This is a genomic window from Bosea sp. NBC_00550, assembly GCF_026020075.1.
In the GTDB taxonomy this organism is placed as follows: Bacteria; Pseudomonadota; Alphaproteobacteria; order Rhizobiales; family Beijerinckiaceae; genus Allobosea.
This window is the reverse complement of sequence record NZ_CP102772.1, coordinates 2838032-2857881: the sequence shown is the minus strand read 5'-3', so window position 1 is coordinate 2857881 and position 19850 is coordinate 2838032. Positions and strand designations below refer to the sequence as shown.

20 protein-coding genes are annotated in these 19850 nt (G+C 67.9%); 5 read left to right on the top strand and 15 right to left on the bottom strand.

The genetic code is table 11. From position 1 onward, the window contains the following. Positions 1 to 66: 66 nt before the first annotated feature. Together NWE53_RS13735 and NWE53_RS13730 are read right to left on the bottom strand one after the other, a co-directional pair. Positions 67 to 795, bottom strand: coding sequence for a DUF1013 domain-containing protein (locus NWE53_RS13735; RefSeq protein ID WP_265049946.1), 729 nt, complete (start codon positions 793 to 795; stop codon positions 67 to 69). Positions 796 to 1178: 383 nt separating this feature from the next. Then, the gene (locus tag NWE53_RS13730; protein ID WP_265049945.1) at positions 1179 to 2177 is read right to left on the bottom strand and encodes an NAD(P)H-quinone oxidoreductase; all 999 of its coding nucleotides are present in this window, start codon (positions 2175 to 2177) and stop codon (positions 1179 to 1181) included. 94 nt (positions 2178 to 2271) lie between these two features. Between NWE53_RS13730 and NWE53_RS13725 the strand changes: the two genes are divergently transcribed. Both NWE53_RS13725 and rcdA read left to right on the top strand, forming a co-directional pair. After that, a complete protein-coding gene (locus NWE53_RS13725; RefSeq protein WP_265049944.1) occupies positions 2272 to 2472 on the top strand; it encodes a DUF1192 domain-containing protein in 201 nt (66 codons plus the stop codon). 370 nt (positions 2473 to 2842) lie between these two features. Then, complete coding sequence (rcdA, locus tag NWE53_RS13720) at positions 2843 to 3373, top strand: protease adaptor protein RcdA (protein WP_265049943.1); 531 nt, start codon at positions 2843 to 2845, stop codon at positions 3371 to 3373. 307 nt (positions 3374 to 3680) lie between these two features. On the opposite strand, the gene rpmE is transcribed toward rcdA, so the two are convergent. Next, the gene (gene rpmE / locus NWE53_RS13715) at positions 3681 to 3917 is read right to left on the bottom strand and encodes a 50S ribosomal protein L31 (protein ID WP_265049942.1); all 237 of its coding nucleotides are present in this window, start codon (positions 3915 to 3917) and stop codon (positions 3681 to 3683) included. Between the two features lie 241 nt (positions 3918 to 4158). On the opposite strand from rpmE, the gene NWE53_RS13710 reads away from it, so the two are divergent. Further along, positions 4159 to 5964 carry an ABC transporter transmembrane domain-containing protein gene (locus NWE53_RS13710; RefSeq protein WP_442864833.1) on the top strand — a complete coding sequence of 602 codons (1806 nt, stop codon included), beginning with the start codon at positions 4159 to 4161 and terminating at the stop codon, positions 5962 to 5964. 140 nt (positions 5965 to 6104) lie between these two features. Here the strand turns inward: NWE53_RS13710 and NWE53_RS13705 are convergent, their stop codons facing one another. The 12 genes from NWE53_RS13705 to tkt all read right to left on the bottom strand — a co-directional run bounded on the left by NWE53_RS13705 (position 6105) and on the right by tkt (position 18770). Beyond that, positions 6105 to 7121: a peptidoglycan -binding protein gene (locus tag NWE53_RS13705; RefSeq protein ID WP_265049941.1), complete on the bottom strand. Its 1017-nt coding sequence runs from the start codon at positions 7119 to 7121 to the stop codon at positions 6105 to 6107. A 29-nt stretch (positions 7122 to 7150) separates the two neighbouring features. Then, complete coding sequence (locus NWE53_RS13700; RefSeq protein WP_265049940.1) at positions 7151 to 8161, bottom strand: flagellar motor protein MotA; 1011 nt, start codon at positions 8159 to 8161, stop codon at positions 7151 to 7153. Positions 8162 to 8248: 87 nt separating this feature from the next. Continuing rightward, entirely contained in the window at positions 8249 to 9037 is a 789-nt protein-coding gene (locus tag NWE53_RS13695; protein WP_265049939.1) for an inositol monophosphatase family protein, read from the bottom strand. A gap of 91 nt (positions 9038 to 9128) precedes the next feature. Next, positions 9129 to 10046 carry a tetratricopeptide repeat protein gene (locus NWE53_RS13690; RefSeq protein WP_265049938.1) on the bottom strand — a complete coding sequence of 306 codons (918 nt, stop codon included), beginning with the start codon at positions 10044 to 10046 and terminating at the stop codon, positions 9129 to 9131. Beyond that, positions 10043 to 10696 (bottom strand): thiamine phosphate synthase, encoded by a 654-nt coding sequence (locus NWE53_RS13685; protein ID WP_265049937.1) that lies wholly within the window; start codon positions 10694 to 10696, stop codon positions 10043 to 10045. The genes NWE53_RS13690 and NWE53_RS13685 overlap by 4 nt, the downstream gene beginning before the upstream one ends. After that, complete coding sequence (locus tag NWE53_RS13680) at positions 10693 to 11847, bottom strand: benzoate/H(+) symporter BenE family transporter (protein ID WP_265049936.1); 1155 nt, start codon at positions 11845 to 11847, stop codon at positions 10693 to 10695. The genes NWE53_RS13685 and NWE53_RS13680 overlap by 4 nt, the downstream gene beginning before the upstream one ends. Positions 11848 to 12042: 195 nt before the next feature. After that, complete coding sequence (gene fba / locus NWE53_RS13675; protein ID WP_265049935.1) at positions 12043 to 13125, bottom strand: class II fructose-bisphosphate aldolase; 1083 nt, start codon at positions 13123 to 13125, stop codon at positions 12043 to 12045. Positions 13126 to 13268: 143 nt separating this feature from the next. Then, the gene (locus NWE53_RS13670; RefSeq protein ID WP_265054791.1) at positions 13269 to 14462 is read right to left on the bottom strand and encodes a phosphoglycerate kinase; all 1194 of its coding nucleotides are present in this window, start codon (positions 14460 to 14462) and stop codon (positions 13269 to 13271) included. 10 nt (positions 14463 to 14472) lie between these two features. Further along, positions 14473 to 15045, bottom strand: coding sequence for a putative glycolipid-binding domain-containing protein (locus tag NWE53_RS13665; protein ID WP_265054790.1), 573 nt, complete (start codon positions 15043 to 15045; stop codon positions 14473 to 14475). Beyond that, positions 15042 to 15539: a hypothetical protein gene (locus NWE53_RS13660; protein ID WP_265054789.1), complete on the bottom strand. Its 498-nt coding sequence runs from the start codon at positions 15537 to 15539 to the stop codon at positions 15042 to 15044. Before NWE53_RS13660 ends, NWE53_RS13665 begins: the two co-directional genes overlap by 4 nt. A 103-nt stretch (positions 15540 to 15642) precedes the next feature. Next, on the bottom strand, positions 15643 to 16653 hold the full coding sequence (gap, locus tag NWE53_RS13655) for a type I glyceraldehyde-3-phosphate dehydrogenase (RefSeq protein ID WP_265054788.1): 1011 nt from the start codon (positions 16651 to 16653) through the stop codon (positions 15643 to 15645). A gap of 119 nt (positions 16654 to 16772) precedes the next feature. Then, entirely contained in the window at positions 16773 to 18770 is a 1998-nt protein-coding gene (gene tkt, locus NWE53_RS13650) for a transketolase (RefSeq protein WP_265054787.1), read from the bottom strand. Between the two features lie 342 nt (positions 18771 to 19112). On the opposite strand from tkt, the gene NWE53_RS13645 reads away from it, so the two are divergent. Together NWE53_RS13645 and NWE53_RS13640 are read left to right on the top strand one after the other, a co-directional pair. After that, positions 19113 to 19418 (top strand): DUF4164 domain-containing protein, encoded by a 306-nt coding sequence (locus NWE53_RS13645; RefSeq protein WP_320109574.1) that lies wholly within the window; start codon positions 19113 to 19115, stop codon positions 19416 to 19418. Between the two features lie 20 nt (positions 19419 to 19438). Next, on the top strand, positions 19439 to 19807 hold the full coding sequence (locus NWE53_RS13640; RefSeq protein ID WP_265054786.1) for a cell division protein ZapA: 369 nt from the start codon (positions 19439 to 19441) through the stop codon (positions 19805 to 19807). The last annotated feature ends 43 nt before the right edge of the window (positions 19808 to 19850 follow it).

Genomic DNA, 19850 nt, shown 5'->3' with positions numbered 1-19850 from the left:
GACAAGAGAGCACTGATTTCCGAGATGCTCGGGTCAAGCCCGAGCATGACGGCTGGCTAGAAAGCTTCAGCCCTCGTCGTCCTCGTCGGCCGGGCGCTTGAGCTGCTTCAGCTTGGCGAAGACGGAATCGACGTCGATGGCGGCTTCCTCCTCGCGCTTCGGCCGGCTCATGTCGGCGAAGGGCTGGCTCTCGGAAGGCTTGGGCTCGCGAGCGGTCGTCTCCTCCGCGGGGAGCAGGGTCGAGCCGGCTTCCACCAGCGCGGCGGGGCGATCCTTGGCGGCGCGGCCGACCTCGAAATCCAGGTCGATCTGCGAGCACAGGCCGAGGCTGACCGGGTCGATCGGGGTGAGCTGCTGGGCGTTCCAGTGCGTGCGGTCGCGGATCTGCGCGATCGTCGACTTGGTCGTGCCGATCAGGCGGATGATCTGGGCATCCTTGAGCTCGGGATGGTTGCGCAGCAGCCAGAGGATGGCGTTCGGGCGATCCTGGCGCTTCGAGACCGGGGTATAGCGCGGGCCCTTGGTGCGCTTGATCTCCGGCACCTTCACCTTGCGCTCGGCGAGACGCAGATGATGGCTCGGGTTCTTGGCGGCGCGCTCCAGCTCCTCGCGGGTGAGCTGGCCGGAGGTGATCGGGTCGAGGCCCTTGATGCCCGCCGCAACTTCGCCATCGGCGATGCCGCGCACCTCGAGCGGGTGCAGTTTGCAGAACTCGGCGATCTGCTCGAAGGTCAGCGAGGTGTTCTCGACCAGCCAGACCGCGGTGGCCTTGGGCATCAGCGGGGTTTGTGACACGGTTGCGTCTCCTGAAATGCCTTCGCGCCGTCAGCTCGCTTGGCTGGGGCTCGTCAAGGCAAGGTCGCGGACAAAAGCTCTCATGCGCCGACCGGCCTCCCCGGCCGGCCATCCAAATCATCGACGATGAGCAGGATGGCGCGCCTTATAGGCGAGGGCGGGGCAGGTGTCCATGGAAAGCGTGCGCTGTAGTAGCAGAGGCTGCTGGCAGTTGGCGCAACCGCATCGTCATTCCGGGGCAGGCCGAAGGCCTGAGCCCGGAACCCAGAACCGATGCGCTTTCCATGACGGCGCGGACCTCGTTGCAAGACCCGCCAGAAGGACATTGGTTCTGGGTTCCGGGCTCTTCGCTGCGCGAAGCCCCGGAATGACGGCGAGGGGAGTCACACCGTCAGCACGATCTTGCCGATATGGGCGCTGGATTCCATCAGCCGGTGCGCCTGCGCGGCCTCTGCAAGCGGGAAGGTCGCGTTGATCAGGGGCTTGCAGCGCCCGGCTTCCAGCAGCGGCCAGACCTTCTCCTGCAGCTCGGCGGCGATGGCCGCCTTCTCGGCGATGGTGCGGGGGCGCAGCGTCGAGCCGGTATGGGTCAGGCGCTTCAGCATCAGTCGGCTGAAATTGGCAGTCGCCTTCGGGCCGTTGAGGAAGGCGATCTGGACGATGCGGCCCTGATCGGCGGCGGCTTCGTAGTTGCGGTCGATATAGTCGCCGCCGACCATGTCGAGGATGAGGTCGACGCCGCGTCCCTCGGTCGCCGCCTTCACCGCCACGACGAAATCCTCCGTGCGGTAGTTGATGGCATGGTCGGCGCCGAGTTCGCGGCAGGCCCGGCATTTGTCCTCGGAACCGGCGGTCGCCAGCACGGTCGCGCCGAAGGCCTTGGCGAGCTGGATCGCCGTGGTGCCGATGCCGGAGGAGCCGCCATGGACGAGGAAGCTCTCGCCGGCCTGCAGCCGCCCGCGCTGGAAGACGTTGGTCCAGACGGTGAAGAAGGTCTCGGGGATAGCGCCGGCCTCGATCAGCGAGAGGCCGTCGGGTACGGGCAGCGCGTTGCTCTCGTGGACGACGGCATATTGCGCGTAGCCGCCACCGGCGACGAGGCCGCAGACTTGCTGGCCGATCGCGAAGCGCTCCGCTCCCTCTCCGCGCGCGACGACGGTGCCGGCGATTTCGAGGCCGGGGATGTCGGAGGCACCGGGCGGCGGGCTATAGCCGCCCTGGCGCTGCAGGACATCGGGGCGGTTCACGCCGGCTGCGGCGAGGGCGACGAGGATTTGGCCCGGGCCGGGCTTCGGAACGGGACGGCTCTCCGGCCGCAGGACTTCCGGTCCGCCGGGCTGCGCGATGCCGATCGCTGTCATCGTCTCGGGTAGGGGCTTCATGGCCTGTCGTCCTTCGTCATGGTGCGGCGCAGCGTGACTGCGGCCGTGAGTTGGCTAGCCTGCCGCGCGCAGTTTGAGCAGATGCGAGGCCGCCATGTCGATATTCCCGGAGGATGATCGCCCCAAGCCGAAGAGCGTGCATGAGATCGGGCAGGATCTGTCGATGCTCTCGCTCGCCGAGATCGATGAGCGCATCTCGGTGCTGAAGGCCGAGATCGAACGCCTGGCCGAGGCGCGCGCGAAAAAGGATGCGTCGCGCTCCGCGGCGGACGCGTTTTTCCGAAAGCTGGCCTGAACAAGGGTCAAAAAGGCACGCCCGTTAAGGGTGCGTTAAAGATTCCAAAGTATGAATCGCATCATCCAGTTTGTCTGGATGTCGAGTGGCTCCTGCCCACTCTGTTTGACGCCTCCCTGTTGACCTTCGAGCCGCCTTTGGCGGCTCTTTTTTTGTCTTTGGGGTCTCTCGCGCACCGTGCCCATAAGCGCGTTTATTCCCGTGTCCGGGCGCTGACGGTCGTATCTCGCCAGAGCTGTTTAGCCGCGTTAACCTTAACGACATCTTACCGGCGTCGGGAAACGTGATCGGCGCTATCCTTGCGACATCGGCGGCATGATCCGTGACGCGTTTCAAAGGCGCACGGGCTTGTGCCGATGGGAGACACCGCATGAACGATGCCCAGCTGCTCGATCCGCAGACGAAAGAGGGCGCCCTTTCCTTCGCGCGTCGCTTCGTGCGATCCGACGCCTTCATGCTGCTGTTCCGCGAGGGCATGGGGCTGGTGGAGCAGACGGCCGCCTATCTCGACGGGGACGGCCGCAAGGAAGCGGCGGCGCTGCCGCGCGAGGTCGCGCTGACCTACGCTACCGAGAGCATGCGCCTGACCACCCGGCTGATGCAGATCGCCTCCTGGCTCCTGGTGCAACGTGCCGTGGCCGAGGGCGAACTGACGGCCGAGCAGGCCAGGACCGAGCACAACAAGGTCAAGATCGGCGATCCGATGATCGCGCCGGCCGAGCATATCGTCGCGCAACTGCCGGAACGCCTGCGCGATCTGATGGCGCATTCGCAGCGGCTGCAGGCGCGCCTGCGCCATCTCGAAAGCCAGATGTCGGGAGCCGAGACCCGCAACGAAGCTCGCAACCCCGTCCAGGACCAGCTGGCGAGCCTGCAAGCGCGGCTCGGCCTGACGCATTGAGGATCATCGGGCGTCGCTGACCGGCTTTCGTCGCAGGACACCGCCGTCATTCCGGGGCAAGCGCGGAGCGCTTGAGCCGGGAAACCAGAACCGGTGCCGTTCGAATGCGGGCTCGACCCTCGCGCCTCCGCGTGAAACGCATAGGTTCTGGGTTCCGGGCTCGCCCCTGCGGGCCGCCCCGGAATGACGGCGCGCAGTGCCGCTCGATCGAACTGATGCCTGCGCGTTCAGGATTTCCAACAAAAAACCCGGCCGCGAGGCCGGGTTTTTTGTTTCAGGTCAACGACGGCGCCAGAGCGCCGCAGCATCACTTCTTGCCGATCGTGCCCAGGCCGGCGAAGCGCGTGTTGAAGCGCGACACACGCCCGCCACGGTCCAGCATATGCTGGGTGCCGCCGGTCCAGGCCGGGTGGGTCTTGGGGTCGATGTCAAGGTTGAGGGTGTCCCCTTCCTTGCCGTAGGTCGAACGGGTGGCATATTCGGTGCCATCGGTCATGACGACCTTGATGTTGTGATAGTCGGGGTGGATGCCGGACTTGGCCATGACGAAATCCTCGAAGCTTACAAAAACGGGCGCATCGACAAGCAGGCGGGCCTGCCCGGCCCGTCGAAAAGAATTCGGATGAGCCTGTCGTGAAGTCGCGTGCACATATCGCAGCCGGGACCACAGCGCAAGCTTAACCGGCATTCGAGGCGGCCCCTGCGGCGTTGAGTCGTTTGCCAAGGGCGCCGCTATCGGCTTCACGAAGCGAGATTGATATTGGTTGAAAGAGCGTGCGTGGCGCATGCGAGAGACGAAGGAGGTCCGGCGCGTGGCCGAGGCTGACAAGAACGACAAGAAAGCGCGGCCCGACTTCCGCTCTCTGGCGACCTTCTGGCCCTATGCGCAGGCGCAGAAGGGGCGGATCGCCCTGGCGCTGGTCGCGCTCGTCATCGCGTCGCTGGCGACGCTGGTGCTGCCCATGGCGGTCCGGCGCGTCATAGATGTCGGTTTCACCGGGGGCGAACAGCAGCTCGCCAACAGCTATTTCATCCTGCTGATCGGCGTCGTCGCCGTATTGGCGCTGGCGAGCTCGGCGCGCTTCTACCTCGTCATGACGGTGGGGGAGCGCATCGTCGCCTCCCTGCGCGCCGACGTCTTCCGCCACCTCACGCGGCTGGAGCCGGCCTTCTTCGATTCGAGCCGGGCGGGCGACCTCGTCTCGCGGCTCACCGCCGACACCACGCAGATCAAGTCGACCTTCGCCTCGACGGCCTCGATCGCGCTGCGCAACGCCATCATGGCGCTGGGCGCACTCGGGCTGATGGTGGCGACGAGCCCGCGGCTCTCCGCCATCGTCATCGGCGTCATCCCGCTGATCGTCATCCCGCTCGTCCTGTCCGGGCGTACGGTGCGCAGGCGGGCGCGGGCGGCGCAGGACCGGCTCGCGGACGCCTCGGCCTTCGCCGCCGAGGCGGTCGGTGCGATCCGCACGATGCAATCCTTCGGCGCTGCCAGCCAGACCTCGGCGCGGTTCGAGGCCGCTTCGGACGGGGCCTATTCGGCTTCGCGCGAGGCGACGGCATCGCGCGCGCTGCTTTCGGGCGTCGCGATCTTCCTAGTCAGCGCGAGCGTCGTCTGCGTGCTCTGGACCGGGGCGACCGAGGTCTTCGAGGGGCGCATGACGGGCGGGCGGCTCTCGCAGTTCATTCTCTATGCGGTGCTGGCGGCAAGCTCGCTCGGCCAGCTCTCCGAGGTCTACGGGGATATCAGCGCGGCGGCCGGCGCCTCGAGCCGGCTCGGCGAGATCCTGGCGATGAAGCCGGCCATCGCCGCGCCGCCGCATCCCAAGCCGATGCCGCATCCCTCGCTCGGCGAACTCGCCTTCGAGAACGTCTCCTTCAGCTATCCCGGGCGCGTCGGCCCGGCGCTGTCGAACCTGAATTTCTCGATCAGGCCGGGCGAGCGCGTGGCGCTGGTCGGGCCATCGGGCGCGGGCAAGAGCACCGTGCTGCAATTGGCTCTGCGCTTCTACGATCCGCAGAACGGGCGCGTGGTCGTCGACGGCGTCGCCGGGCCGGAGGCCGATCCCGAGGCCTGGCGCGAGCGCTTCGCGCTGGTGCCGCAGGAGCCGACCGTGTTCGGCGTCTCGGTGCGCGACAACATCGCCTATGGCCAGCCCGGCGCTTCGCTGGCGGAGGTCGAGGCGGCGGCGCGGCTCGCTGCCGCGGACGAGTTCATCCGCGCCTTGCCCGAGGGCTATGACACGGTCGTCGGCGAGCGTGGCGTCACCTTGTCGGGTGGCCAGCGCCAGCGCCTCGCCATCGCCCGTGCGATCCTGAAGGACGCGCCGATCCTGCTGCTCGACGAGGCCACGAGCGCGCTCGATTCCGAAAGCGAGCGCGTGGTGCAGGACGCGCTCGACAGGCTGATGCAGGGGCGCACGACGCTGGTGGTGGCGCATCGCCTCGCGACCATCCTCTCGGCCGACCGCATCCTGGTCCTGGAAGACGGCCGCGTCGTCGAGGAGGGCAGCCATGCCGAGCTGAAGGCCCGCGGCGGGCTCTATGCGCGTCTCGCGGCGCTGCAGTTCGGGCTCGAGGCGGCGTAAGAGGCGCGCGGGAACCGCTGCGTCATTCTCGGGCGGAGCGAAGCGCAGACCCGAGAATCTCAGGACCAGAAGAAACTGGTTTCCGAGATGCTCGGGTCAAGCCCGAGCATGACGATGAGGTTCCAGAAGGCTTAAAACGCTCAGCGCTCCGTGATCTTGAACTCGATGCGACGGTTGCGGCGGTGGGCCTCGTCGCTGTTGGCGACGTCGAGCGGCTGGTATTCGCCGAAGCCGGTCGCGGCGACGCGGTCGGTCGGCAGGCCGCGCGAGATCAGGTACTCGACGACCGCGATGGCGCGCGCCGAGGAGAGATACCAGTTCGAGGGAAACTGCGCCGATTTGATCGGGCGATTGTCGGTATGGCCGTCGACGCGCAGGATCCAGGGCAGGTCCGGCGGCATTTCGTTGCCGAGATCGAGCAGGATGGTGGCGAGCTTGTCGAGCTCGCCCTTGCCCTCGGGCTTCAGCACGGCCTGGCCGGCATCGAAGAAGACCTCGGACTGGAAGACGAAGCGGTCACCGACGACGCGGATGTCCGGCCGCGTGCCAAGCACCTGCCGCAGCCGGCCGAAGAAGTCCGAGCGATAGCGCGCCAGCTCCTGCACGCGCTGGGCGAGCGCGACGTTGAGCCGCGAGCCGAGCTCGGAGATGCGGGCCTGCGATTCCTTGTCCTTGGCTTCCGAGGCGCCCAGCGCCTCCTCCAGCGCGGCGAGCTGGCGGCGCATGGCCATGATCTGCTGGTTGACGAGATCGACGCTGGCCTGGGCGCGGGCGGAGAGCTGCTTCTCGGTCTCCAGCGCCTTCTGCGCTTCGGCGAGCTGAGCCGGGGCGTTGCCGTTCTGGGTATCGATCAGACCCTGCAGGCGGCCGCGCTCGCCCAGCGACTGGGTCAAGGTCGATTGCATGAGCTGCAGGCTTTCCTGTGCCTGCCGGTTGGAGGAGCGCTCCAGCGCGAGCAGGTCCGTCAGCTCGGAGATCTGCCGGTTGAGCCGCTCCAGCGCCGTGTCCTTGCCGGTGAGCTCCTGCGAGAGGAAGAACTGGCCAAGCACGAAGACGGTGAGCAGGAAGACGATGCCGATCAGCATCGTCGAGAGCGCATCGACGAAGCCGGGCCAGAAGTTCGTTTCCTCGCGGCGATGGGCGCGGGAGAGGGCCATCCTTCAGAGTCCTGCGCTGGAGAGGCTGATCATGGCTCAGCGATCTGGTCGGCAGTAAGGCGCTCGATCAGGCGCTTCAGATCCTTCTCGCGCGAGGCCTGCGCCTCGACCCAATCGCGGATCATCTGCTGCTCGGCCCGCATGTGCTGGACGAGGCCCTGGATGCCTTCGGCGAGATTGGCGAGCGCCTGCGTGGCGGCCCGGTTGTTGGACGCCCCGTCCGCCATCGCCGCGCTCAGCTTCTCGAAGCGATCGGCCAGCGGATCGCCCGCCCCAAGCAACGGGGCGATGGTGCCGGGAATGGCGGTGCGTGTGCCCAGCCAGCTTTCGATCTCGTTGCGGAAACGGCGCTGCGCCTGCGCGACCTGGAGATCGAGGAAGCCCAGGATCAGCGAGCCGGCGATGCCGAAGAGCGAGGACGAAAAGGACAGGCCCATGCCCGCGAGCGGGGCGGAGAGGCCGGCCTTCAGCTCGTCGAAGAGCACGCCGGCCTCGGCCCCGGTGCGCAGGGATTTGATGACGCCGCCGACCGAGCCGACCGTGTCGAGCAGGCCCCAGAAGGTGCCGAGCAGGCCGAGGAAGACGAGCAGGCCCCCGAGATAGCGCAGAACCTCGCGCCCGTCGTCGAGCCTGACCGCGATCGATTCGAGCGCGGAGACGGCCTGGGCCGGTGCGAGCGAGCCGTTGTCCAGCGCCGGCAGGACCGGGCCGAGCGGCGCGATGACCTGTCCGCGCCGCACTTCCGCCGAGGCGGGGGCGGCGGCGAGACGGGTCGCGGCCCGGGCCTCGCTGTGGATGCGCCAGAGCTCGCGCAGCGCGATCAGCACGCCGACGAGGAGCGCGCCGAGGATGAGGCCGTTAAGCCCCGGATTGGTCATGAAGGCCTGGACCAGCCCGCCCTGCAGGATGAAGCCGAGAAAGCCGATCAGGGCCAGGAACAGAACCGCGCGGACGACGTAGCGAAGCGGCCTTGAGAAACGGGTTTCCGCCCGCGTTGGTGCGGCCGTCACCGGCTCGGCCGCGAAATCCTCATTCGCCATGCGTCGTCTTCCGTTCGCCTCGGAGTGCGGGAGGACTGTCGCCTCCCGCGTCTCCGGGATCAAGCACGAAAGAGCGGGGAAGGTTCCTCAGCCCGCCGTCTTCAGCGCGGCGCGCAACGCCTGCTCGCCGGCCTCGTTGCCGCAGAGGATGTCCTTCGCGCTGGTGACCTGCTTGCCGTCGAGCGTGCCGAAGGTGCCGCCCGCCTCGCGGATCAGCACGGCGCCCGCCGCGAAATCCCAGGTGTTGAGGCCACGCTCCCAATAGGCGTCCATTCGGCCGGCGGCGACATAGGCGATGTCGAGCGCGGCGGAGCCCATGCGGCGGACGTTGGCGAAGCGCGGCATCACGGCGGCGAGTTCACGCAGGAACTGGCCATGGCCGCCCTTGCCGATATGCGGGATGCCGGTGCCGATCAGCATGTCCGCCGGCTCGCTGCGGCCGGACACGCGCAGGCGGCGGTTGTTGACGAAGGCACCCTTGCCCTTCTCGGCCACGAACATCTCGTCCTTGGCGGCGTCGTAGATCACGCCGGCGATGAACTGGTTGTCGCGCTCCAGCGCGACCGAGATGTTCCAGTGCGGGATGCCGCGCAGGAAGTTGTGGGTGCCGTCGAGCGGGTCGATGTGCCAGCGATTGCTCTCGTCGGTGCCGTGGACGATGCCGCTCTCCTCCATAACGAAGCCGTAGCCGGGGCGGGCCTTCTCAAGCGCTTCGCGCAGGATCTGCTCTGCCTTGTGGTCGGCCTTGGAGACGAAGTCCCCGGGGCCCTTGGCCAGAACCTGCAGGTTCTCGACCTCGCCGAAGTCGCGCTTGAGCGAGCGGGACGCCTTGATCACGGCGTCGGTCATCACGGTCATCAGGGGGGAACGGATCATCTGGAACCTCTTGCGCGCGGCGATGGCGCGATGAGCCTGCGGCGCGGCCTGTGCGCCCGGCGAGAATAGCGAGCCGTCACTTGCGCGGCTCTTAGGGCGCCGTCAAGACTGCGCTGCTGATGCGGCTGGCCGCAATGCGCGCGGCGCGGCCCTGCTGCTCCGGCTTCAGGCGGTCGAACATGGCTTCCAGCGCGGGGTCGTCGAGGCCCTGTGAACGGGCTGCGAGATGCCAGGCGGCGGCCTCGATCGTGTCCGGCGGAATGCCCAGGCCGAACTGATAGAGCTTGGCCAGGCGGTTCTGGGCGATGGGGTTGCCTTGCGCGGCCGCACGCTGGAACAGCTTTGCCGCTGCCGCCTCGTCCTTCGGCACTCCGGTGCCGTTGAACAGCATGATCGCATACTCGACGATGGCGGGAATGTTGCCGGTGGCGGCCGATTGCTGCATCCAGCGCGCCGCGACCTGCTCATTTGCGGGCATGCCGCGGCCCTGTTTCGCCAGCACGCCGAGCGCATGCATGGCATCGCTGACCCCGCCCTTGGCCGCGATCTCGAGATGGGCGACCGCCGGCTTGTCGTCAGCCTCGCGACCGGTGGCGAGCAGCGTCAGCGCGAGATTGTAGTTCGCTGCCGGGTGGCCGGCAGCGGCGGCTTTTTCGAGCAGGGCGCCGGCGCGGGCCGGGTCACGCTTGCCGCTCTTCTCGTCGAGAAGCTGCGTGGCCAATGCGAAGGCGGCATTGACGTCGCCGCGCGCCTCGGCCCGCTCATACCATTCGGTCGCGACCATCTGGTCGGGCGGGATGCCGAGGCCCTGGCGGTAGAGTTCGCCGACCAGCGTCATCGCCGCGGCGTCGCTGCTATCCGTCTCGATGCGCTTCAGGGCTTCGGAGAGGGCGCGCCGGTAATGGCCGGCCTGGTAGGCACCGTAGGCATTGTCGGCGTAGGGCGCAGCCTCGGCCGGCGCCGCCAGCACGAGGCCGGCAAGACAGGCGAGGCGGGCAAGCCGCTTCATCGCGCGGTCTTCCGCGCCGAGCAGGCCGCGATCGCAGCATTGGCGGCCTCGACCAGCGCGCGAATGTCCTGCCCTTCCTCGAAGGCCCAGGCGCCGAGCGCGAGGAATTCGGCGCCGGTCTCGACCAGGGCGGCGATGGATTCGGCATCGGGTGCATAGGCGACGCAGGGCGTCTCGAAGATTTCGGCCCACCAGCCTGCGCGCTCGATCACGGCTGCGAGCGGCGGCACGCTGCCATCGGCACGCGGCTCGCCGAACATGACGTAATCGACGCCGGCCTCGCCGACATCCATGGCATCGTGGCGGGCGCGCAGGTTGCCGGCCCCGACGATGCGCTCGTTGCGCAGGCTGGAGCGGGCCTCCGCGATGGCCTCGGGGCCGCCGGTGAGGTGGACGCCATCGGCGCCGCCACGCGTGGCGACGAGGGCGCTGTCCTCGACGACGAGCGCGACATTGTTGGCCTGGACCGGGCCGGCGAGGCGCTTGACGCGCTCGATCCGGCTGCGGTCGTCGCCAGGGGACAGACGCAGCACGACGGCGGCGACATCGCCGCCGGCCATGGCCTGCATCAGGCGAAAGGCCATCGCCTCCGCGTCTTCGACGGGCGGGGTGACGAGCATCAGGCGAGTGGGGGAAGCGTGTGTAGTCATGATCGGCTGCGCAAACGGCCCGCAGCGAAGTCCAATGTCAAGACGCTAAGCCCGGCAACGAGACTCCAGAAGGCAGAACCGATGCCGAAAAGCGAGAGACTGGAGGCTGCGACGGCGAAGGCGATGACCGCGGCGAAGCGCTCCTTGTCGGACGACATCGCCTGCGCGAGCGCGCCGGTGAACGAGCCAACGAGGCCCAGCCCAGCCACGGCGACGATCAACGCCTTGGGCAGGGCGAGCAGCAGCGCGATCAGCAGGCCGGTGCAGCCGGCGACGACGAGATAGGCGAAGCCGTAGATGACGCCGGCCTTCCAGCGCTGGGCCGGATCGGGATGGGTGTCGCCGCCGGTGCAGATCGAGGCCGAAATCGCGGCCATGTTGGTCATATGCGCGCCGAAGGGGGCGGTCAGCAGCGAGACGAACCCGGTGGCGAACAGGGCCGGCGCCGTCGGCGGGTTATAGCCGGCCGCGCGGAGCACGGCGAAGCCGGGCAGGTTCTGGGCAGCCATGGTGACGAGATAGAGCGGGACGCCGATTCCGAGCATGGCGGCAATATCGAAGCGCGGCGTGACGAATTCGAGGCCGGTGAGCGCGATCTCTCTTGCCGGCCAATGGGCGAGCCCGCCCGCGAAGCTGATGGCTATGCCGGCGACCAGCGCCGCGATGACGCCGAGGAAGGGATTGAGAAGCCGCGCGACGAGGAAGACCGCGAGCAGCGGCAGCACGAGCAGCGGCGATATTCGCATCTCGTCGAAGACGGCGACGACGAAACGGAAGATCACGCCCGCCAGCATCGCCGAGGCGATCGGCATGGGGATGCGCTCGATCAACCCGCCGAGCGGGCGCAAGGCCGCGGTCAGCATCATCAGCACGGCGGCGACGAGGAAGGCGCCGACGGCGGAGGCCATGTCGAAGCCGCTGGCGGCGGCGATCAGGGCCGCGCCCGGCGTCGACCAGGCGCAGATCATCGGCATGCGGTAACGCCAGGACAGCCAGATGCTCGGCAGGGCCGTGCCGATGGCGAGCGCGGCGACCCAGGAGACGGTCTGATCGGCCGTGGCGCCGAGCGCGTGCGCGGCCGAGAGGATGACGGCGACGGAAGCCGCGAAGCCGACGAAGACCGCGACCAGGGCGGAGAAGACGATCGACATGGATTGCGGGCTCGGCGGCGGGGTTCGACCTCTTGAATCAGAAATGCACCCAGCCGGAAAGAGACTCTCCCGCATGGCCGTATCACGCCGCTTTCCCTTCTCCCGACCGAACTCGGCTGTTGCCGAGTTCGGCACTTCGCGAAGCTGATCTCGGGCAAGCCCCGGGATCAGGGGGAGAGGGGGTAGATCAAAGCGTCACGCCGCCTTCTTGGCGCCGAAGGTCGGGTCGAGCTCGCCCTTGGCGTAGCGCTTGGCCATCTCGGCCAGCGTGATGACGCGCTTGATCTTCGAGGCCTGGCCGGCGGTGTTGAACTCCTGCAGGCGCAGCGTGCAGAGCTTCGTCATCGCCTCCATGGCGGGCTTCAGATATTTGCGCGGGTCGAACTCGCCGGGGTTCTCGGACAGGATCTTGCGGATCTGGCCGGTCATCGCCATCCGGTTGTCGGTGTCGATGTTGATCTTGCGGACGCCGTGCTTGATGCCGCGCTGGATCTCCTCGACCGGCACGCCCCAGGTCTGGGGCATCTTGCCGCCATACTGGTTGATGATGTCCTGGAGGTCCTGCGGAACCGAGGAGGAGCCGTGCATGACGAGATGCATGTTCGGCAGCTTCTTGTGGATCTCCTCGATGACGTTCATCGCGAGGATCGCGCCGTCCGGCTTGCGGGTGAACTTGTAGGCGCCGTGCGAGGTGCCCATGGCGATGGCGAGTGCATCGACCTTCGTCTCGGCGACGAACTTCACGGCTTCGTCCGGGTTGGTCAGGAGCTGGTCGTGGCTGAGCTTGCCCTCGAAGCCGTGACCGTCCTCCTTCTCGCCCTCGCCGCTTTCAAGCGAACCCAGGACGCCGAGCTCTCCTTCGACGGAGATGCCGCCGAGATGGGCCATGTCGGTGACGGTCTTGGTCACGCCGACATTGTAGTCCCAGTCGCCCGGGGTCTTGCCGTCGGCCTTGAGCGAGCCGTCCATCATCACCGAGGTGAAGCCGGCCTGGATCGCGGTCATGCAGGTCGACGGCTCGTTGCCGTGGTCGAGATGCACGCAGACCGGGATATGCGGATAGATCTCGGTGACGGCGTCCATCATGTGCTTGAGCATGATGTCGTTGGCATAGCTGCGGGCGCCGCGCGAGGCCTGGATGATGACGGGCGCGTCGGTCGCATCCGCCGCCGCCATGATCGCCAGCGCCTGCTCCATGTTGTTGATGTTGAAAGCGGGCACGCCGTAGTCGTTCTCGGCGGCGTGGTCGAGCAACTGGCGAAGCGTGATACGGGCCACGATGGCACTCCCCTTTGGCTAATCGGTATGTCGGAGGATGTAGTGCGGAAGCGCCGCCCGCGCAAAGCGAAAGCGGCAAAAAGCTTAAAATGCGAACGGCCGCCCCGTCGCCGGAGCGGCCGATTCAATGCCGTTTCCGTGCCTTACGCCTTCCGCAGCGCCTCGACGCCCGGGAGGGCCTTGCCTTCCATCCATTCGAGGAAGGCGCCACCCGCCGTCGAGACATAGGTGAGGTCATCCGCGACGCCGGCATGGTTCATCGCGGATACGGTGTCGCCGCCGCCCGCGACCGCGACGAGTTTGCCGGCCTTGACGCGCCTGGCCGCGGCCTTGGCGACGGCGACGGTCGCGGTGTCGAAGGGCGGTAATTCGAAGGCGCCGAAGGGGCCGTTCCAGACCAGCGTCTTCACCTTCTCCAGACGCAGCACGACTTCGGCGATGCTGAGCGGGCCGGCATCGAGGATCATCTCGTCGGCCTCGACACCGTCGACCGGCACGACCCGGTAGCTGGGATGGGCCTTGAACTCGCGTGCGACCAACGCATCGACCGGCAGCAGGATCTCGCAGCCGGCGGCCCTGGCCTTCTCCTCGATCTCGCGGGCGGTGCCGACGAGATCATGCTCGCAGAGCGACTTGCCGACATTGACGCCGCGCGCGGCGAGGAAGGTGTTGGCCATGCCGCCACCGATGGCGAGCACGCCGACTTTCCTGACGAGGTTGCCGAGCAGCTCGAGCTTGGTCGAGACCTTGGCGCCGCCGACGATCGCCATCACCGGCCGGGCCGGATTGTCGAGGCCGGCGGACAGCGCCTCCAGCTCGGCCTGCATGGTGCGGCCGGCATAGGCCGGCAGGACATGGGCGAGGCCTTCCGTCGAGGCATGGGCGCGGTGGGCGGCCGAGAAGGCGTCGTTGACGTAGACGTCGCCATTGGCGGCGATCGCCTTCACGAAGTCCGGGTCGTTCTTCTCGTCGCCAGCGTGAAAGCGGGTGTTCTCCAGCAGGAGCACGTCGCCGTTATCAGCCGCCGCGACGGCCTTGGCGACATCATCGCCGATGCAGTCGTCGACGAAGGTGACAGGGCGGCCGAGCGCCTGGGCGAGGGCCGGCACGATCTGCTTCAGGCTGTTCTTGTCGTCGCGGCCCTTGGGGCGGCCGAAATGGGCGAGGAGGATGACCTTGCCGCCCTTGTCGGCGATTTCGCGGATGGTCGGCAGCATGCGGTCGATGCGGGTGGTGTCGCTGACCTTGCCGTCCTCCATGGGAACGTTGAGGTCGACGCGGACAAGCACGCGCTTGCCGGCGAGATCGGCGTCGTCGAGGGTGCGGAAGGCGGTCATCGGCGTCTCTTCAGATGCGTTCGAACAGGCTGGGATAATCGAGGACGAGGCCGTCATCGTCGACAGGCAATTCGGCCTCGAAGCTGCGGTCGGCCGCCTGATAGCGGAACAGGCGCGGCTCCAGGCAGGTGTAGACCTGCCGGTCGAGCCGCGGCACGAAGCTGTCGAAGGGGATGTAGAGCATCGCGAATTCGCGGCTCTGGCCGGGCTGCCAGCTTTCGCGGCGGATCGGCAGCGTGTTGGTGAAGGGCGTGCCGGCGAGGTCGATGTCGACGCAGTCGTCGAAAGCGGGCAGGTGCTCGCCGAAGACATCGCGCCAAATGCCGTCGCGCCGCTCCAGGAAGACGCGGCGCCCATCGGTGGTCGCGATCGTCAAGGCCGTCACGGCAAAGCCCGGATCGCAATCGATGGCGTAGGAAACGCCGTAGGGCTCTCCGCCGCCGCGCTCGCCGATCACCACGGATTCGGCGCGGATGCCGGCCGGCGTGCCGCGCAGCGTGAAATGCTCCAGTCCGATGCCCTCGACCGGCCGCCAGCGCAGGCTGCGCGGCTCGGCGAGAAGGGCGACGTCCCGGAAGCTCATCGCGGCAGCAGACCCCCGAACAGGCCGGGCACGCCGAACTTCAGCACCAGGATGGTGAGGATGACGGTGAGCACCGAGGTGACGATCGCGGTCATGAACAGCGTGCCGGCGCGCGGCGTCGCGTCGATGCGATTGCGCAGGGCGGCGATCTCGTTGCGGATCGCGGCGAAATCCATGGTGCCGGCGGCGGCGTCGACCTTATGGGCGCTGCGCTCCAGCGAGGCCTCGGCGCGGGTCAGCACGGCCTCGTAGCGCGCGAACTTCTCCTCGATGCGGGCTGCCTTCTCCTCGATGCGCGAGAGCTGGTCGAGCTGGCGCGGATCGGACTTCGCTGCGGTTTCGGCAGAGGCCGGCACGGCAGAGCCGACAATGACGGCCGGAGCGGCCGGCGGCTGCGTCGCGGCTGCGGGAGCGGGGCTGAATGCGGGGGGCGGCGTCACGGCTGGCGCGTCGGTGGGCGCCGGGGACATGACGGTCGGCTCGATCTTGGCCATAGGCTCTCCGTAGCTTGGCGGAAATGACGGGGCCGCGCCGCGAGCGGCTTGCGGCCCCGCTTTCATGCACCATACCCCCTTTCGGAGGTATGGCGGCGATGGATCAGAGCAGGGCGCCCATGGCGACGGCCGTGTCGCTCATGCGGTTCGAGAAGCCCCATTCGTTGTCGTACCAGGACAGCACGCGCACGAACTTGTCGTCCATGACCTTGGTCTGGTCGAGGGCGAAGGTCGAGGACGCCGGATCGTGGTTGAAGTCGATCGAGACGTTCGGCTGGTCGGTGACGGCGAGGATGCCCCGGAGCGGGCCGCGCTTCGAGGCCTTGACGATGGCGTCGTTGATCTTCTCGACCGAGGTCTTGCGCTTCGAGATGAACTTGAAGTCGACGACCGAGACGTTCGGGGTGGGCACGCGGATCGAGGTGCCGTCGAGACGGCCCTTGAGCTCGGGGATGACGAGGCCGATCGCCTTGGCGGCGCCGGTCGAGGTCGGGATCATCGACATTGCCGCGGCGCGGCCGCGATAGAGATCCTTGTGCATGGTATCCAGTGTCGGCTGGTCACCGGTATAGGCATGGATCGTGGTCATGAAGCCCTTGTCGATGCCGACGGCGTCATGCAGCACGCGCACGACCGGCGCGAGGCAGTTGGTCGTGCAGGAGGCGTTCGAGACCACGAGGTGATCCTTGGTCAGCTCGCCCTGGTTGACGCCGAAGACGACGGTCAGGTCGGCGCCATCGCAGGGCGCCGAGACCAGCACGCGCTTGGCGCCGGCGGCGAGATGGGCCGCCGCCTTGTCGCGGGTGGTGAAGATGCCGGTGCATTCCAGGGCGATGTCGACGCCGAGGGCCTTGTGCGGCAGGTCCTTGGGATCGCGGATCGCGGTGACCTTGATCGGGCCGCGGCCGACATCGATCGTGTCGCCGGAGACGGTCACCGTGCCGGGGAAGCGGCCATGGACGGAGTCGAAGCGGAAGAGATGGGCGTTGGTCTCGACCGGGCCGAGATCGTTGATCGCCACGACCTCGATGTCCTTGCGCTTCGATTCGATGATCGCCCGCAGAACGTTGCGCCCGATGCGGCCGAAGCCGTTGATCGCCACCTTGACCGTCATGTCTTCCTCTCCTTCGCCGAGCGAACCGGCGCAGCCGTCGCTATCCACGCGGGCAATTCGGCCAAAGCATGGCCGAACGCAAGACCCGATCTGGGAATCTCAGCCCGTTCTATCGAAAATCAGGCGTTGTGCTTCTTCATCGCCGCCTCGGCGACCGCTTCCGCCGTGATGCCGAAGTGCTTGTAGACCTCCTTGTAGGGGCCGCTCGCCCCGAAGGAGTGCATGCCGACGAAGGTGCCGTCATGGCCGATCACCGCATCCCAGCCGAAGCGCACGCCGGCCTCGACTGCGATCTTGATGGGCGCGCTGCCGACGACCTCGGCCTGGGTCGCCTCGTCCTGCGCCAGGAAGAGCTCCAGCGAGGGCACCGAGACGACGCGGGCGCGCACGCCCTTCTCGGCCAGCAGCTTGCGGGCGGCGACGGCGAGCTCGACCTCGGAACCCGAGGCGAAGAGCGAGACCTGGGCCTTGCCGCCCTCGGCCGCCAGCAGCTCGTAGGCGCCGGCCGCCGAGCGGTTCTTCGCGGTGGCGTCGGTGCGCAGCTGCGGCAGGTTCTGGCGCGAGAGGGCGAGGACCGTCGGCCCGTCGGTGCGCTCCAGCGCGGCCTGCCAGGCTTCCGCGGTCTCGATCGTGTCGGCCGGGCGGAAGACGCGCATGTTCGGCATCGAGCGCAGCGAGGCGAGGTGCTCGACCGGCTGGTGGGTCGGGCCGTCCTCACCGAGGCCGATCGAGTCGTGCGTCATGACATAGACGACCGGCAGCCCCATCAGCGCGGCGAGGCGCATGGCGGGGCGGGCATAGTCGGCGAAGACCAGGAAGGTGCCGCTCGCGGTGCGGAAGCCGCCATGCAGGGTGATGCCGTTCATCGCCGCGGCCATGCCGTGCTCGCGGATGCCGTAGCGGACATAGCGGCCCTTGGGGGTCTTGGGCGTGAAATCCTCGGCGGCCTTGGTGCGGGTGTTGTTGGACGGCGTCAGGTCGGCCGAGCCCATCACCAGCTCCGGCATGACCGGGATGATCGCTTCCAGCGCCAGCTCCGAGGCCTTGCGCGTGGCGACGGCCTGCGGCGCCGCGATCAGCGCCTTCTTGTGGGCGAGGATCGTCTTGTCGAGCTTGGCCGGGACGGTATGGGCAATGCGGCGCTCGAAATCGCCGCGCTTGCGCTCGGACAGGGTCGCGAAGCGCTCCTTCCACTCCTTGTGGGCGGCAGTGCCGGCCGCACCGAAGCCGCGCCAGGCCTTGAGCAGGTCGGCCGCGACCTCAAAGGCGCCGCCGGTGATGCCGAGCGCCTGCTTGGCGGCAGCGAGCTCCTCGGCGCCGAGCGGCTCGCCATGGGCCTTGGAGGTGCCGGCTTTCTTCGGCGCGCCGAAGCCGATCACGGTCTTGCAGGCGATCATGGTCGGCTTGTTGGACTTCTGGGCGCGGCGGATGGCCGCCTCGATGGCGTCGGGATCATGGCCATCGACGCGCTCCGAGCGCCAGCCGCAGGCCTTGAAGCGGGCGACCTGATCGACATTGTCGGAAATCGAGAGCGGGCCGTCGATCGAGATGCCGTTGTCGTCCCAGAGCACGATCAGCTTGTTGAGCTTCTGGTGGCCGGCCAGCGCGATGGCCTCCTGGCTGATGCCCTCCATCAGGTCGCCGTCCGAGGCGAGGACGTAGGTGTGGTGGTCGACGACCTTCCTGCCGAACTCCGCGGCGAGCATGCGCTCGGCCATCGCCATGCCGACAGAGGTCGCCAGACCCTGGCCGAGCGGGCCGGTGGTGGTCTCGACGCCGGCGGTCTCGAAGTTCTCGGGATGGCCGGGAGTCTTCGAGCCGACCTGGCGGAAGGCCTTGAGGTCGTCGAGCGCCATGCCCGGCGCGCCGGTGAGATAGAGCAAGGCGTAGAGCAGCATCGAGCCATGGCCGGCGGAGAGCACGAAGCGGTCGCGATCGGGCCAGCGCGGATCGGCGGCGTCGTACTTCATCACGCGGGTGAACAGCACGGTGGCGACGTCGGCGGCGCCCATCGGCAGGCCGGGATGGCCGGACTTGGCCTTCTCGACGCCGTCCATCGCCAGGCCGCGGATGGCGTTGGCGAGCTTGTTGTGCTGGGCACGGTCGATGGTGGTCATGGTGATCACAGGCTCCGTCTGGCGGGCGGGAGGGCCGCTCCGAGCCGGCATGGGGCAGGCGGGAGGGCTTGCTGGAAGTGTTGCTGGCTGGCTTGGCAAGCTTCGAAAAGGACGGGTGGATTAGGCCTTGCCCTCGGGTCGAGTCAATTCGCGGAATCCGGCTTTCGAGGTCGCAGGGGCTGGCTTTTGCCGGTTTTCCGCAGACGGCGTCTGAAGCATGGCGGGCAAGTGCCTGCGAGGCGGTGCTTCCGGGTCTTCGGAGCGATTCCTGTTTTCCGGCGTTCTGCTGTAAATTCAGTCACGAATCGTGTGAGCCGGCTTCGGTCTGAAAGGAGAGCGATGGTGGCGAGCCTGATGTTGGACAATGCGCTGGCGCGTCTCGACGGCGCGCTTGCGCAGCTCGAGGCGGCGGCGCGGCGGCGGATCGAATCCGAACGCGGCCGGGGCAATCTCGAAACGGAACTGGCGCTGATGCAGGACGATCGGGCGCGGCTCGCGGCCGATCTCGACGGCGCGATGGCGCGGCTCGGCCATGTCGAGACTGCGGCGGCCGATGTCGATCAGCGGCTGGAGCGGGCGATGAACGTCATCGGTGCCGTGATCGACCGCGTGCAGGCGCAGCAGCCGGCCGAGCCCGAAGCGAGCTAGACAGAGAGGCAGGACAGCGGATGCCGCAAGTCAACGTCATGATCGCCGGCAAGGCGTACCGCATGGCCTGCGGTGAGGGCGAGGAACCGCATCTGGAGGGGCTGGCCAAGTTCTATGACGACAAGATCGGCGAGATGCGGCAGGCCTTCGGCGAGATCGGCGACATGCGGCTGCATGTCATGGCGGCGCTGATGGTGGCCGACGAGGTGCATGAACTCAGGCAGAGGCTGGCGCGGCTCGAGGCCGATCATGCCGCGATACGGGGCGATGCCGGTGCCGCCGACCAGCGCTTGAGCGATGTCGAGGACCGTGCGGCGGAAGCGCTCGTCGCGGCGGCCGAGCGGATCGAGGGCGTCGCCAAGAGCCTGATCCCGACGCCGGCGGGTTGAGAAAGACCACGCGTCGTCATGCTCGGGTTTGACCCGAGCATCT